Source organism: Leptospira ellinghausenii (genome assembly GCF_003114815.1).
GTDB classification, from domain to species: domain Bacteria; phylum Spirochaetota; class Leptospiria; order Leptospirales; family Leptospiraceae; genus Leptospira_A; species Leptospira_A ellinghausenii.
Map to the genome: position 1 here is coordinate 853314 of NZ_BFAZ01000009.1, position 15742 is coordinate 869055.

The following is a 15742-nucleotide window of genomic DNA, read 5'->3' on the forward strand; positions in this document are numbered from 1 at the left end:
TAACGCATGACTAATATCGGGCATTTATTCAATAAAATGCCACCTAACAATGATTTTTCAATTTTTTTCATAACAATTATCTTTTTTTTAATTCTCATTTTCGTTCCAACTCTATTGCACCTCGGCAAAAAAAAATTTAGAAAAAATTCCTTATCTTTTTGTGTGTACATCCTAATTTTTTTTGACCCCAAAGGGTGGGTTTCATATAAAGTAACTTCATCGTAGTGTTTCCCCTCTCCCGTTTTTTGGGGATTTTTGGGAAGTTATGAACAGCACTGTCGATAAGCGGACTCATACAGGTAAATATAGAATGCTCGAATGCAATACAAAGATAAATACTGCAGACTTTATGAATGTGAAAATCAATAATGTTAAACCTTGTGCGGAATGTGGCTCCGTCACTACCCTTTATCAATACAATCTCTGCAAAGTTTGTTTGTCCAAGAGTTTCAAAAAGCTTGTAAAAATCATCGACTCCGTGAGAAAGTAGAATTAACTACACTTTCTCTACGTTAGTCGATGAATTATCCATTCCAAGATATTGAACAAAAATGGCAAAAATACTGGGACGACCACCAGACCTTTCGCACAAACGCACACTCATCCAAACCTAAATACTATTGTTTAGACATGTTTCCTTACCCAAGTGGTGCTGGACTTCACGTAGGCCACCCAGAAGGATACACAGCCACTGACATCATTTCAAGACTCAAACGTATGGAAGGATACGAGGTTTTACACCCCATGGGTTGGGATGCATTTGGACTGCCTGCAGAACGATATGCGATGACAACGGGCATTCACCCACGTACCACCACAAAAAATAACATCAATACCTTCCGTCGCCAAATCAAAAGCCTTGGTCTTTCCTATGACTGGGAAAGGGAAATCTCCACCACCCATCCGGACTATTACCGATGGACCCAATGGATTTTTTTACAGATCTACAATTCCTACTTTGACAGGAAACAAAACAAAGCTGTACCCATCGACACACTCAAAAAAACCTTGGAAACCGAAGGATCCACCTATTTTGAAGGGGTAGAACTTCCGAAAGGAATCCAATTTACAGGTTCCGAATGGAAATCCAAATCACGCAAAGATAAAGAGGACATTTTGTCCCATTTCCGATTGGTGTACGAAGCCAATATCCCGGTGAATTGGTGTGAAGCTCTCGGAACGGTTCTTGCGAACGAAGAAGTCGAAGAATGGACATCCAAAGGGTATTCAGTCGAACGAAAACCCATGCGCCAATACATGATGCGCATCACCTCTTACGCCGAACGATTATTAAACGATCTTTCTCTCTGTGAATGGCCGCCTTCTACACTTGAGATGCAAAGAAACTGGATTGGGAAGTCTGAAGGTTTGGAACTCAACTTCCACGTTCCTTCCTTAAAAAAAGACATCACTGTGTATACCACTCGTCCTGATACGATTTTTGGTGCCACTTACCTAGTCCTTGCCCCAGAACATCCATTGGTAGCAGAACTCACAACAGCGGAACAAAAGAAAGCTGTTGAAACTTACCAAAAGGATTGTTCTCTAAAAAGTGATTTAGAACGAACCGAACTGAATAAAGACAAAACGGGTGTATTCACGGGTAGTTATGCCAGTTTGCCAACCGATCCTTCAGTGAATGTTCCCATATACATCTCTGATTATGTATTAATCTCTTACGGAACGGGTGCCATTATGGCGGTTCCAGCACATGACCAAAGAGACTATGACTTTGCCGTGAAATTCCAACTTTCCATCAAACAAGTGATTGATGGAAAAATGGAACCACATCTTGCCTTTGATTCCAAAGAATCAGTTTGTATCAACTCCTCTTCCGCAGAAGTGCAGTTAGATGGAAAATCATACAAAGATGCGTTCCAAACAATGGTGGATTGGGCAGAGAAAAAATCTGTAGGCCGTAAAAAAATCCAATTCAAACTCAGAGATTGGCTTTTCGCCAGACAAAGGTATTGGGGAGAGCCCATCCCTCTTGTGCATTTTGAAGACGGAACACCAAAAGCCCTGAAAGAATCTGAACTTCCTTTAGTTCTTCCTGATTTGGAAGAATTCAAACCTTCTGGAACAGGTGAATCTCCTCTTGCCCTTGCGAAAGATTGGTTAGTTTATAAGGATCCAGAAACAGGGGAAATCGGCAAACGAGAAACCAATACGATGCCACAGTGGGCCGGTTCTTGTTATTATTATCTTCGTTACATTGATCCAAGAAACAATGACAAACTCATTGATCCAACACTTGAAAAGATGTGGATGCCAGTAGAAGTGTATGTGGGTGGAGCAGAACATGCCGTATTACACCTGTTATACTCAAGGTTTTGGCATAAAATTCTTTTTGATTTGGGACATGTATCCACACAAGAACCATTTAAAAAATTAGTCCACCAAGGCCTCATCCTTGGGGAAGACAAAGGCAAAATGTCCAAATCACGTGGAAACGTAGTCAATCCAGATGACGTAGTCTCTGAATATGGTGCTGATACACTACGACTCTTTGAAATGTTTATGGGCCCATTTGAGATGTCCAAACCTTGGAGTAAAAATGGTGTGGATGGTGTGTTCCGATTTTTAAATCGAGTATGGCGACTCTTTCACTCAGGAGAAAACGAATCCTTCTTTGTAGAAGATATCGAACCAAATGAAGCTGAGCTCAAAACCCTACACCGTACCATTAAAAAAGTAAAAGATGATATCGATGGGTTTTCGTTTAACACTGCTGTTTCCCAAATGATGATCTTCATCAATGAGTTCACAAGTAATCCAAGAAAACCTAAAAAAGTATTAGAACCTTTTGTTTTGGCATTGTCTCCTTTTGCACCTCACCTAGCAGAAGAACTCTGGGCAAAATTAGGACACAAAGAATCTCTTGCATACCATCCGTATCCAAAATGGGAAGAAAAGTATTTAGTGGATGCCAACATCACCATCGTTGTCCAAGTGAACGGCAAAATGCGTGGGGAATTTTTAGCACCTAGAGAAATTGAAGAAAAAGATGCCTTATCCCTTGCAAAAGAAGTGGAAAAGGCAAAAGCTTTCTGGGTCGGAAAAGAAATCAAAAAAGAAATTTATGTCAAAGGCAAACTTGTCAACATCGTCGTTGCGGGTTAAAATACGATAAATAATCTCTTGCAATCTAACACAGATCCCATTCTAGTAATGGAGGTTTGATTTAAATTTTTTGAGGTATCTCGTGTTCAATTGTAGTTTTCTATTTCGTTTCTCTTCCTTATCATTTGTATTTTTTTTCCTATTTTATTCTTGTTATTCGAAATCAAATAACGATTCTCGCACTTTCTTAGAAGCCTTACTTTTATTAAATGCGTCAAAAACATGTGAAACTTCCCCCGAGTCATGTTCACTCAGTAGTTTTACTTTGGCCCAAGCCACAGAGGCAAATGTTTGGGCAGGGATTTTGTTTGCTTCCAATCAATTTGTTGCTGTTTCACAAGATGGAACCAATCGAGTGATGACCTCTAACGATGGAATTACTTGGACAGCAAGATCAGCTTCTGAGGCAAACCAATGGCTCAGCGTTGCCTATGGTAACAATATTTACGTAGCTGTTGCAAATAGTGGAACAAATCGAATCATGAGCTCCTCTGATGGCATCACTTGGACTGCACGCACTAGTCCAAGTAGTAATTTTGATTGGGTTACGTTTGGAAATGGAATCTTTGTTGCGGTCGCAAGTGGAGGAAGCTGGGCAACTTCAACAGATGGTATCACTTGGACAACCCGAACAAACCCAGGTGCTTCTGCATGGCACAGTGTAACTTTCGGAAACAATCTATTTGTAGCTGTGGCAGGAAGTGGGACCAACAGAGTTGCTACATCAACTGACGGAATCAATTGGACGCTCCAAACATCGGCTGAACTAAACGACTGGCGCTCTGTCACCTTTGGAAAAGGAAAATTTGTTGCGGTTGCTAGAACAGGTACAAATCGAGTGATGACATCAACTGATGGAATCAATTGGACTCCCCATGCATCATCAGAACAAAATGAATGGTATGAAGTTATGTATGGAAATGGATTGTTTATGGCCGCATCATTTACGGGTAACAATCGAATTATGACATCCACAGATGGAATTTCTTGGACTGCACGAGCAACAGCAGCTAACAATTCCTGGAAAGGAATTGCTTTTGGAAAAGACACTTGGGTAATCGTATCGATTGATGGGACTGGAACCAATCGCGTCCAATGGGCGAGCTGGAAAAAGAATTAATACATTTTTGTAATTCTTATCTTTCCAATAGGAAGATATGAATTACAAATACTTTTTATTAATTGGCATATCCCTTTACAAAATCACCATCACAAAGATAAGCACACCAATCAGAACGATGGTGATGAAGGCTCCCATTAACATAAATAAGTTGGCACCTGAAGATTTTGACTCTTGTTGTGGTGCATTTCCTACTTTTTTCTTTTGAGTTTGGCCAGCTCCCGTTTTGTTTCCCGTTCCGGCAATGGATGTAGGCTTTGGAATTGCCACTTTTACTGGATGTTCTTCAATCGAATGGAATAAATATTGATTCGGTCCTTCTGCAAAAATATGGTATTCGGTTTTGTTACTCGCAATCCCAAGGAATTTACCCACAACAGGTTCCTTTTTGATTTTACCTTCCTCGTCTATGAGACCCAATATTTGTGCATTAGTGAGTCCTTCAGGTGTTTCCGTTGGAACTCGAAATAAAATTTCCATTCCTTCCATTAAGTTATCAAACTCGATTCCATTGATAGGTGAGATGACAGTTTTCATATTAAGTTCTTTTGGAAAACCAGTACGAAATTGTGCAATTTGTCGATCCAAAGCAGAACCTTCACCTTTGGGAAGTTCGGTGGAAACAGAAGGAACAGAAGCATCTTGTGCGGCTGGTGCCTCGTCTTCTGGTTTTGGAATCGGAAGGATGACTCCTTTCATTGGATTTTCATATCTAAACTTTGCAGTTGAAATTTTATCTACTTCGGCTTGGAGTTTGATATTTCTTCCCTTGGTTGCCATAAGGATTGGATTTTCTAAAAGTTCCGTGATATGTGAAGGATCCTTCTTTTGCCATAGGGGCAGGAGTTCCTCTAACTTCTCTTTGGTGAAGGCTCGGTGAACGGCACGACCAATGTTTTCGGAAATAGCAGGATCATACCCACCTGTTTTACCAATGTCACCTAAGTCTGTTGAAATTTGCACATGATCAGCGAACGTGCGAATCCTACGAAAGGTGGGAGACGTTCCCACAACTGCATAGAGTTCCATAATGTGTTTACGGATGGAGGATACTAAAATGAGAACCATACCGTTCAAACTGTCCAAATCAATTTTTACTTTTACCAAGTAACCATCTGTGATTTTTCCCTGTAGAACTTCTTTAGCTTGTTCATCAGTAAACACAGCTTCTCTTGTCAAACCGAGAAGGTCTGCTTGTCTTTTTAATTGGTCTGCTTTTGTACTTAATTCTGACATTATTCTACAAACAGTTGTTCGGTAATTCCATTTGATTTTGGTATTTCATGTAATGGAACTTCGACACGCGCTACTGTTTCCTTTTTCCTTTCTGATGAGTATATTGAAAATAAACGACGATCAAAACCAGATTGAGACAATAATATTTCTACCATTGTGATTCCCATTCCTGCTCCTTCTGTACTATCACCATGTTCCATAAAGAACTCGAATAGATTATCATACTTTTTAGCATTGATAAACTTTTCTTTTACCCTTTCTGCTTCAATTGGCAATAATGGAAAATTATTTCGAATTTCTAAATCTATTTTGTCTTTTTTGTAAATACAAGTGATTTTAACAAAATGTCCCGATTCTCTCATTTTTTGTTTATAAGTGGGAAATTTGCGTTCATTCAAACTTGATTTGAAGAGTTTCATTCCTTCTTCATAATCCTCTAATTTTTGGATATTGAGTTGGAGTTCTTCAAAAATGATTCGTTTGATTGCTGCCTTCGTAGAATTGACTATTAACTCTTTTGCAGCTGTGTAAAAGAGTTCCATCAGGTCTTCGCGATCTAAGGAACGCAAAATTCGTAACAAAATGTATTTGAGTTTTGCCTCACCTATGTCTCCCATCACATAGGTGATCATGGAAATTTTTTTCCCAGCCTCTACAGCCTGATCCACAGTTCGACAAAAATCTGGACTGAGAAAAATCTCTTGGGACATACCGGTAAACTTAAAAAAATTGCCAGCGAAGTGGAGATTTGTCTAGCGATTTATGTTTTCTTCAAATGTTTACCGAGGATTTCCATCACACCCGATAAGGTTGGCTTACAAGGTAAAATCACATTCTTTAAGGTATCATCCACCTTAGGAATTTTCCCTTCGTGAAAGGCAAGTTTGAACTCAGTGAACTTGAGACCATTGGCGGTGGAGATCACAACAACAGACTCGCCTTGTTTGACCACTCCTGATTGGATTGATTTTAATAAACTAGCAAGTGCCACACCTGTGTGAGGGTCATTATAGAGTCCGTACAAATCCCCTCTTGCGCTTGCGTTCGCTAATTCCTCTTCCGTTGCCACCTCTACAATTCCATTGAATTTTTTCAGAACACGGATCGCTTTTTTCACGGAAACAGGATCTCCAATTTGGATCGCAGACGCTAAGGTTTTTTCAGCAGTGACGGGAGAGAACTCCGCAAAACCCTTCTTAAACGACTCATAGAGAGGACTTGCATTTTTTGCCTGAGCCAGGATGATCCTTGGCAGTTTTTGAATGAGACCAAGTTCGAACATCATTTCAAAACCCATTCCAAGTGCGGAAACATTTCCTAAATTCCCACCAGGGATGACAACCCAATCAGGCACATTCCATCCGAGTTGTTGGGTGATTTCGACAGAAATAGATTTTTGACCTTCGATGCGAAGGGAATTCATGGAATTTGCTAGATAAATTGACTTTTCTTGCGTGAGTTCTTTCACAACTGCCATACATCCATCAAAGTCAGTTTCCAAGGCAAGCACGATGGCACCGTTGGAAACAGGTTGGATGAGTTGAGCCGTTGAAACTTTGTTAGCTGGAAGTAAAATAATAGCAGGAATCCCAGCCTTGGCAGCATAAGAAGCAAGAGCAGCAGAAGTGTCTCCCGTCGATGCACAAGCGACTGCCTTAATGGGAACTCCATCAGCAATCATTTGGTTCACTTGGCTGACAAGAACGGTCATCCCTAAATCTTTAAACGAACCAGTATGTGAGACTCCGCACTGTTTGACATGAAGGCTCTTTAATCCAAGGTCCTTTGCAAAACGAGAAGCGTCATACAAATGGGTTGTCCCTTCCCCGGACGTAATGATGTTTTCCTCTTTGATTTCGGGGAGAACCCATTCTTTTTTGCCCCAAACCCCAGAAGCATTGGGAAATTGGCTCGAACGGAAACGGGATTCGAATGTGGACTTCCACTCTTCCGCTGGGATTTTTTTTAAGCTGTCTAAATCATGTTCTACATTTAGAAGTTCTCCACAACTGGAACAGGAATAGATAACCTGGTGGAGTGGGTATGTTTTGCGACAGGATTCGTTGGTACAGCGAAACTGTGCTCGGAATTGATATTTTGTAAGTGACATAGACTTCTCTAGGCTTCAGATTTACGGAAACTTCCTTTTCCATTCTTTGGAAAGGGGAAAAATGCACGAATGATTTTTATCGTTTTTTGATGGATATGGAAACAGAAACTTTAGGCCCCCACTGGTGGAGTAAAATCAAACGTTACGTGAGAAGAAGCCTCTTCGTCTTCTTATTTCTCTGTTTCTTACTGTTTGTCCGTATCTTTTTATTCCAAATCTATTCGGTCCAAGGGAATTCCATGTATCCTACCTTGGAACATGGATCTGTCGTTTTTGTCTGGAAGGGAGGATATGCCATCTCTGCCAAATTTTTTGGAACGGAATTATTGTACACAGATCCAAGTATCAATAAATTAGATTTGGTCTTATTTGTGAGCCAGGAAGACGAACTTGTCGTCAAACGTGTGATAGGTTTACCTGGCGAATTTTATTCGATTGAATCAGGCAGGGTACTGATCGATTCGATGGAACTTTTGGAAAATTATCTTCCAAAAGGAACGTACACAAGTGAACCTTCAACTTCTGTATTTTTAAACAGACATCATTCTCCATTTCTTGCAATGGACAAACAAGGAAGAATCCCTCCTGGTTATTATTTATTACTCGGTGACAATCGTCAGTATTCAACTGACTCGAGATCGTTTGGACTCGTACCAGTTGAAAAGATTAAAGGAAAGGTAATCTTTTATTTTTAACAATGACAGAATACAAACTTCGTTTTAAATACATCTTCTATTTTATTTTATCTTTATTTGTCGTTTTGTTTTTCCGGGTTGTGTATCTCACCTACTTTAATGAAAACATTATCAATTTAAAAGCAAATAAATTTGTACAACGAGGAACCATTTACGATAGACGCGGGATCGAACTTGCGATCTCTCGAGAATCAGCAACTGTTGGAATTGATCCAACTAATATTTATGATCCCGAACTCACCGCACAAGAGTTAGGTCCAGTTCTTGGAATTCCTACAAACAAACTGATTGAAACTATTCGAGACAAACAAAACTATTTTTTATTAAAAAGAGAAATTGAATTATCCAAAGCAGAAAAAATCAAAGCACTTTCACTCCCAGGTGTAAGAGTCGAAAAAGAATACAAACGAATTTACCCACAGGGAAGTCTTGCTGCTAGTTTACTTGGATTTACAGGTTATGATGATGATAAAGCTCTCTCTGGTCTTGAAATGTTGTATAACTTGGAACTGCTATCAACACCAGATGCTGAATCATCAAAAGGAAATAATGTTCACCTAACAATAGATAGTATCATACAATATCGATTGGAAAAATCCTTACAAAAAGCCTTTCTCCAAACCGCCTCCAAACGTGGAATCGGAATGATAATGGACACTGAAACAGGAAAAATCCTAGCAATGGCATCCTTTCCTAATTTTGATCCTAATCATTTCCAAGACTTTCCAGTGGAATCCCATACCAATTGGTCCATCCGACATGTGTATGAACCTGGTTCCACAATGAAAATATTTATCGCATTAATGCTGTTAAATGAAGGAAAAATTCTACCAGGAGAACGATTCCATTGTCCTGGATACATTGAAATTGGGAAAACTGTGATCCGTTGCACAGACAACCATGGGCATGTCAATTTAGATGAAATACTTCAATATTCTTGTAATGTTGGTATCATCAAAGCGGCCCAAAAAATTGATGAAGCAACTTACTATCGTTATTTGGATAGTTTCAAATTTGGAAAAAGGACCAATTTTTCCATTCATGAAGCAAAAGGGTATCTACCTCCACAAAACAAATGGAACAAAAGTACACCGTATTTTTTGTCGATAGGACAAGGAGTTTCGGTAACACCAATTCAGTTGATCACCGCAGCTGCTGCCGTTGTGAATGGTGGTATATTATTTGAACCAAGTGTTGTTTCTCAAATCACTAATTCTTATGGTGAGTTGGTGCATGAATTTTCCACCAAATCTGAATTAATCGGAATTAAACCTGGCGCGGCATCAAAAACACTAAATGCAATGGGCAAAGCAGTCTCCCAAGGAACAGGAAAAAAGGCCTATTTAGAAAACTACTTCATCGCAGGGAAAACGGGAACCTCCCAAAAAGCGAAAGCAGGTGAAGGTTACCAAGCGGGTTTGTTTACGGCAAGTTTCCTTGGTTTTTTTCCTGCCGACAAACCAAAGTATGTTGGTCTCATCGTTTTTGATGAACCAGGTGGTGAGGCACATACGGGAGGAGGAATTGCTGCTCCTGTGTTTCGTGAGGTTGTAGAAAGTATCATTCCAATTGTTGAAAGAAGTGAAAAGGCACTGGTTTACCGATTACAAAACCAAAAGAACAAAATCTTTAAGGTAGATTCCAAACAAATGCCTGACATGACAGGCCTAACTGCATCGGAAGTAATCCAAGTACTAAAACAATTAAAAGTGAATTACACTCTTGATGGATCCGGCTTTGTCAAATCCCAAGATCCAAAACCAAATACTTCTCTCTCTCCGAATGTAAACGTTAAGATTGTTTTGGAACCGTAAGTGAACGAATCCTTTTTTTCCAAAAATTTAGCCTGTTTACCTTCCCAAATTTCTGAGTTGATTCAGAATGATCACTCCATGTTGGAAGGAACTCATTACAAACGAGTCAAATCCAAAGTAGGTGATGATACTCTGGAAATTAACGGGGTCTGGATCCACAGCCAATTTGATCCTAAAAAAGAAGCCACACGTTTTGTTGCGGAACTTCCACACGATGGAACCGAACGTATTTATTTATTGTTTGGTGCAGGTATTGGTTATATCATACCATATTTATTAGAAAGATCCAAAGTAACGATCATATGGATGGAACCATTTTCGTTTCTAATACAAGAGGCTTTGTCAAAGTTTGATTTCTCGGAAGCATTTTTAAGTGGAAAAATTGTTCTCGTTACAGGAGACAATTTAGAAGACCAACTTTCAAACGCAGTTAAGGGCAAAGGAACACACCCCATTAGTTTTGTTCCCCACCGTGGGTCATGGCAATGGAAAGAATCAGAATACCTTAAACTGAAACTTATCGCCGAACAAATGTTCCACAAGAAGGACGTAAACTTAGCAACACTGACTCGGTTTGAAAAAATATGGGCGAAAAATATTTGTTACAACCTACCTGAATTATCAAAGTTTCGACCTATCTCTGATTTATTTGGCATTGCGAAGGGAATCAAAGTTCTCATTGCCTGTGCAGGTCCAAGTTTGTCCGAATCCATTCCTGAAATCCTTCGTTACCGAAACCAATTTTTGTTATTAGCTGTGGACACTGCAGTTCCCATCCTTACATCTTTTGGTGTAGATCCTGATTTAATTTATTCAGTAGACCCTCAAGCGTTAAATAGCCAATATTTGGAAGACTACAGTGGTGAAGGGATTTTAATTTTTGATCCTACTTCCACATATATTAGTTTAAGATTGGAAATGGGACCAAACAAAGGTTTTGTGACATCTTCTCCTTTTCCATTACTCCAATTATTAGAAAAAACTGCAGCTGGAGAAATTGGTTCCGTTCCCTTTGGTGGTTCTGTTTCCACCAATGCTGCAAGTCTTGGAACTCTGATGGGAGCCGAAAAAGTGTATTTGGTCGGACAGGATTTAAGTTTTACAAAAGGCCTTGCCCATTCAAAAGGAGCAGTGTTAGAAGAAAGATTAAATTACCTGGAGTCCCGAAAGTTTCGAAGGGAAAAACACAATTACAAACAACTTTTTGCCCTTCCCCAAAAACAAGTTTTGGGAATTCAAAATGAAACCTATATCACCAATGAAAAGATGTTAATATTTAAAAAATGGTTTGAAGATCATACAAAGGAAAATCCTTGGACCAACTTAACAAAGTTTGGTGCCAAGTTAGAAGGGATGGAACATTCAAGTTTTCAAAAAGAATTTTTGAATGAGAATACTTCCAATCAAAAACAAATCCAGTCTGTAATGCATGTAAAAAAGTTGATCCAATCTAAATTAAATGAAAATTCTTCCTTTTTTGAACGTTCGTTACTAATCGCAGATATACAAAATACAATCACATCTTTAATCGAATTTCTGATCCTTGTGAGACAAGGCCTTACCGTTTCGCAGAGGATATACCAACAAATCCAAAAAAACCAAATCAATCCAAAAACATTTTCTGAAGATATCAAACGGATGGATTTGATCGATGAGGAGGTATCTCAAAAAAAAGGATTAAATGAAATTTTGAGTTTGGGAATCCAAAGAGTGATTCTTACGATTACAGAAGGGTATGATGAACACATGAGTTTGGAAGAAAAGGAAAACGCGCAACTAGGTGTGGCAAAAAAATCATTACTTTTATACGAAGGATTGTATGAGTCCATTCGTTCCACCAAACGGATGCTCACAAAATCCTTGTATCGTTTACAATCTAATCTTTAGGAAGGACCGATAGAACGGTAAAATCTACCCTTCTGTTTTTGATACGTCCGGCTTCCGTTTGGTTCGTATCAATTTCTGCTGTTTCGCCAAACCCTCGGTAGTCGAGTTGGCTTTGGTTAACACCATTTTTGATGAGTTCATCATAGATAAATTTCGCACGTTCGTCTGACAAAATTTTATTTTCGTCCATTTCTCCGATGAAACAAGTATGCCCTTTGACTCGAATTTTGATTCCTGGATAGGATTTAAGAGCTTCGGCAAGAGTTGCAATTTTATCAGAGGCAGTCTCTTCAGTTGCCATACTTTGTTTGATAAAACGAATTTGTAAATCGTTGATGAAACGAATGGCTTTTCCTTGGGAATCAAATCGATTCGATACAGTTCCAGATTGTAAACTTACACGTTCTAATGATCGTGAACTAGACTCTTGTCCTTGTGAGGTTTTATTACCTGGTTTGGAATCGATAACATTTGAATTACGATTACAACTACGAATGCCAAAGAATATTAGAAAAAGAAAAAATAATACAATTAGACCAAGGACTATGAATTTTCCTAACTGGCTTTGTTTCGGAGTGATTTGAAATTTATTGAGTGCAACAAGTTCGTTGTATTCGGGAGTTGGTGCTACTTCGTAACCAGAGTCTTCGTTGGAATCATAAATTTCCATATAGGAAGATTCTGATTCGTTTACAGAGATAGATGTTTTTTTATTACGAGTGGATTTTGTTTTAGAGGAAGACTCTTTGGGATTCGAAGATTTGGATTGAGTTTTTTTCTTTGCAGCGGGAACAGAAATCTTTGCCGCCCATTTTCGAATTTCAGATCGTAAGTATTCGTCGGCATCTGGAGAAAATTTAAAATTGTCGCGGATGTGTTTTACAGTTCGTTTTTCTACGTCTGTATAATCACCACCATCTTTGATGGCATCAAATAATGTTTTTGCGATGTTTTTGCCAATAGGAGCTTTGCTACGTTTGGTGGCCTTCTCAACGATTTCTAACAATTCATTGTCGTATTGTTTACCATTGATGGTACGGTAATAACTTTCTGCCACTTCGAAGCTCCTTTCTTATACTATCGACCAAAGAGGCCTATCGATCCATCCTTTTCTTAGGATCAAACGCTGAAACCGTCGAGAAATTGGTTATTTTTGAGCTTATATTGCAAAGATCCACGGCTGATCCCCAAAAGTTTTGCTGCCTCTTCTTGGGTGGAGGCCCTTTGAAAGGCTTCTTTGATCCAAATTGCCTCAAGTTTTTCAATCGCTAGGTTCAAAGATAAGTTCTCACTTGGAGTAAGAATTTCTGTCCCCACACCGAACCCAGATACTTTCGTCCGTGTTTCTTCCTCACGTTTTCCATCTTGTTGGAATGAATATGGTTCAAGCACAGTCTCTTGTGGAACAAGGACTGCATATTGAATGAAACTTTGTAATTGTCTTACATTTCCACTCCAGGGCATTCCTGTTAATGACTTAAGTGCTTCGGTGGAAAAGGATTTGTTTCTTCCATATTGTTTATTGTATTGGTATAAAAAATGGTGTGCAAGGAGTGGTATATCTCCTCTTCTTTCACGTAACGGTGGCATACGAAGTGGAACTTCCGCTAGGCGGTAATATAAATCCATGGAAAACGTTTCTTTCTGAATGTCTTCCAAAAGGTCTCGTTTGCTACCTGTAAAAATTCTGATATTAAGAACTTCGTCTTTTTTCTTTAATGTTGGATTTGGAATGGTTTTATCACTTAAAGTTTGAAACAGTTTATTTTGTAAATTGGAAGGTAAATCTCCAATTGATTCAATGTATAAGGAACCAGTATTGGATTGTTCCAATTTTCCTGGATTGAAGATTTTACCACTAAAACTTCCAAAAAGTTCCGCTTCTAATAATTCATAACTAAGTCCCGAACAATCTACCGTATGAAAAGGAGCATTTTTCCTTTGGGAAATATAATGTAGGGCTTTCGCAACTAATTTTTTTCCTGCACCTTCTTCGCCAATGATCATCACCGAAATATCAGAAGGACCAACCTGACGAATTCTATGTTTCAAAAACAAAATACTTGGATCATAACCTAAAATTTCTTCAACAGGGTCTTCTTCCCGTTTGGATTTTTCAAAGGCTTCTTTTGCAATTCTTTCCTCTAGAATCACAATCGTTAGCTGGGACGCAAATAGAGTTGCTTGGTTGATGATATCTGGTGAAAAAAAGTTTACTTTGTCTGATTCTAAATTGAGAACTCCTACAACAGAGTCTCTTGTCAGAAGTGGGATGGCAAGTTCGGAACGAACAGTTTCAATGAGTTTTACATAATCTTTGTCTAAGGTAACATCGGGAACATATGTGATTTCCCTCGTGGAGGCGGCACGACCAGTCACACCTAAGTTAAAGGGTAATTTTGCTGCAATTTTTTTCTCCCAGTCCATACCTTTGGCAGCAACAATAGTAAGGACCTTCTCTTCTTGGTCCATAATGGAAATACTTCCCGTTGAGGCACCGAATAAAGTGAGTGTCATATCCAAAATGAAATTCAATCGATCCGTAATATTCGGAAGTTGTTGGATTTCTTTTTGGATTTTCCTTAAGGCACCGGAAATATCCTGTTTCACAGACATGGGATTATACTTTAGCGTTTGCCTTCTGATTTGTCAGGTATTTTAAATAGGCAATGATAAAATCTTCCAGGTCGCCATCCATCACCGCATGGACGTTTCCTGTTTCAAAATCGGTTCTGTGGTCTTTTACCAAGTTATAAGGATGAAACACATAACTTCGAATTTGTGAACCCCAAGCAATGTCACGTTTTTCCCCTGCTTTTTTGGCATTCTCTTCTTCCGCTTTTTGTTTTTCCATTTCGTAAAGACGTGCTTTTAACATCTTCATTGCGGTATCACGGTTTTTAATTTGTGACCTTTCCATCTGGCACGAGACAACAATTCCTGTTGGAATGTGTGTGATCCGAACAGCAGAGTCTGTGGTGTTCACGTGCTGACCACCAGCTCCCGAAGATCGATACACATCGACACGAAGATCTTTTTCTTCGATGTTCACTTGGATATCATCATCCACTTCTGGTGTTACATAAACTGAAGCAAAAGAAGTATGCCTACGTTTATTCGAATCAAAGGGAGAAATACGAACAAGGCGGTGGACTCCCGATTCACATTTTAAATACCCAAATGGATGATCCCCTTGGATGTAAAGTGTTGCATTTTTGATTCCAGCGGTTTCACCCGGTTGGTAGTCCACAAGTTCTGCTCGGTATCCTTTTTGTTCACAAAACCTTGTGTACATTCGAAGTAACATATCGGCCCAATCTTGTGATTCAGTTCCACCCGCTCCTGGATGGATATTGATAAAAGCTGCTTTTCCATCATCTTTGCCAGACAAAGCATCTAACATTTGCAAGTTTTCAAATGACTCAAACATTCTATCAAAATCATCATTTAATGATTTTAATCCAGACTCTCCCATCTCTTCAGAAGTGAGTTCAATTAAGTCTGGAAAATCTAAAAGTTCTTTTTTTAAATCCAACCATGGATCCAATTTTAATTGTAATTCGTTTCGTTTTTGAGTTACGTTTTTAGCTTGGTCAGGTGAATCCCATAATTTTGGATCGTTTGCCTTTTCAATTAAGGACACCAAACGATCATAATCCTCTTGGAAATTTTGGGCTGCCCAGTAGGTTTGAAATGTTTCTATCATTTCATTTGTTTGTTTTTTTAAGTCTTTTAATGATCTATCCATAATGCGTAA

Annotated in this window: 11 protein-coding genes; 5 read left to right on the forward strand and 6 right to left on the reverse strand. The window is 39.0% G+C overall.

Going from position 1 to position 15742, the window contains the following annotated elements; genetic code table 11:
* Positions 1–519: 519 nt before the first annotated feature.
* The gene (gene leuS / locus DI076_RS12505) at positions 520–3123 is read left to right on the forward strand and encodes a leucine--tRNA ligase (protein WP_108960161.1); all 2604 of its coding nucleotides are present in this window, start codon (positions 520–522) and stop codon (positions 3121–3123) included.
* A gap of 82 nt (positions 3124–3205) precedes the next feature.
* Positions 3206–4243, forward strand: a complete 1038-nt coding sequence (locus DI076_RS12510) for a DUF6242 domain-containing protein (RefSeq protein WP_108960162.1) — start codon at positions 3206–3208, stop codon at positions 4241–4243.
* 75 nt (positions 4244–4318) lie between these two features.
* Here the strand turns inward: DI076_RS12510 and DI076_RS12515 are convergent, their stop codons facing one another.
* From DI076_RS12515 to thrC, 3 genes are read right to left on the reverse strand one after another with little or no spacing between them, the layout of a single operon-like run.
* Entirely contained in the window at positions 4319–5479 is a 1161-nt protein-coding gene (locus DI076_RS12515; protein WP_108960163.1) for an LIC10486 family protein, read from the reverse strand.
* On the reverse strand, positions 5479–6189 hold the full coding sequence (locus DI076_RS12520; RefSeq protein ID WP_108960164.1) for a hypothetical protein: 711 nt from the start codon (positions 6187–6189) through the stop codon (positions 5479–5481). The genes DI076_RS12515 and DI076_RS12520 overlap by 1 nt, the downstream gene beginning before the upstream one ends.
* 50 nt (positions 6190–6239) lie before the next feature.
* Positions 6240–7589, reverse strand: a complete 1350-nt coding sequence (thrC, locus tag DI076_RS12525; RefSeq protein WP_108960165.1) for a threonine synthase — start codon at positions 7587–7589, stop codon at positions 6240–6242.
* A gap of 95 nt (positions 7590–7684) precedes the next feature.
* On the opposite strand from thrC, the gene lepB reads away from it, so the two are divergent.
* From lepB to DI076_RS12540, 3 genes are read left to right on the forward strand one after another with little or no spacing between them, the layout of a single operon-like run.
* Positions 7685–8284 carry a signal peptidase I gene (gene lepB, locus DI076_RS12530; RefSeq protein ID WP_243395950.1) on the forward strand — a complete coding sequence of 200 codons (600 nt, stop codon included), beginning with the start codon at positions 7685–7687 and terminating at the stop codon, positions 8282–8284.
* A gap of 2 nt (positions 8285–8286) precedes the next feature.
* Positions 8287–10098: a PASTA domain-containing penicillin-binding protein gene (locus DI076_RS12535; RefSeq protein ID WP_108960166.1), complete on the forward strand. Its 1812-nt coding sequence runs from the start codon at positions 8287–8289 to the stop codon at positions 10096–10098.
* Positions 10099–11985, forward strand: a complete 1887-nt coding sequence (locus tag DI076_RS12540) for a motility associated factor glycosyltransferase family protein (RefSeq protein WP_108960167.1) — start codon at positions 10099–10101, stop codon at positions 11983–11985.
* Here DI076_RS12540 and DI076_RS12545 read toward each other — a convergent pair.
* The 3 genes from DI076_RS12545 to prfB form a co-directional block, all read right to left on the reverse strand.
* Positions 11975–13042: an OmpA family protein gene (locus DI076_RS12545; RefSeq protein ID WP_108960168.1), complete on the reverse strand. Its 1068-nt coding sequence runs from the start codon at positions 13040–13042 to the stop codon at positions 11975–11977. The two genes, DI076_RS12540 and DI076_RS12545, sit on opposite strands and share 11 nt — an antisense overlap.
* A gap of 62 nt (positions 13043–13104) precedes the next feature.
* On the reverse strand, positions 13105–14601 hold the full coding sequence (locus DI076_RS12550) for a sigma 54-interacting transcriptional regulator (RefSeq protein ID WP_108960169.1): 1497 nt from the start codon (positions 14599–14601) through the stop codon (positions 13105–13107).
* 4 nt (positions 14602–14605) lie between these two features.
* Positions 14606–15733, reverse strand: a complete 1128-nt coding sequence (prfB, locus tag DI076_RS12555) for a peptide chain release factor 2 (RefSeq protein ID WP_108960170.1) — start codon at positions 15731–15733, stop codon at positions 14606–14608.
* Between the last annotated feature and the right edge of the window lie 9 nt (positions 15734–15742).

Bases quoted from the DNA above. Each gene is read 5' to 3' on its own strand.
- leuS (WP_108960161.1), top strand. From the start codon at position 520: ATGAATTATCCATTCCAAGATATTGAACAAAAATGGCAAAAATACTGG.
- DI076_RS12515 (WP_108960163.1), bottom strand. From the start codon at position 5,479: ATGTCAGAATTAAGTACAAAAGCAGACCAATTAAAAAGACAAGCAGAC.
- DI076_RS12520 (WP_108960164.1), bottom strand. From the start codon at position 6,189: ATGTCCCAAGAGATTTTTCTCAGTCCAGATTTTTGTCGAACTGTGGAT.
- thrC (WP_108960165.1), bottom strand. From the start codon at position 7,589: ATGTCACTTACAAAATATCAATTCCGAGCACAGTTTCGCTGTACCAAC.
- lepB (WP_243395950.1), top strand. From the start codon at position 7,685: ATGGAAACAGAAACTTTAGGCCCCCACTGGTGGAGTAAAATCAAACGT.
- DI076_RS12535 (WP_108960166.1), top strand. From the start codon at position 8,287: ATGACAGAATACAAACTTCGTTTTAAATACATCTTCTATTTTATTTTA.
- DI076_RS12550 (WP_108960169.1), bottom strand. From the start codon at position 14,601: ATGTCTGTGAAACAGGATATTTCCGGTGCCTTAAGGAAAATCCAAAAA.
- prfB (WP_108960170.1), bottom strand. From the start codon at position 15,733: ATGGATAGATCATTAAAAGACTTAAAAAAACAAACAAATGAAATGATA.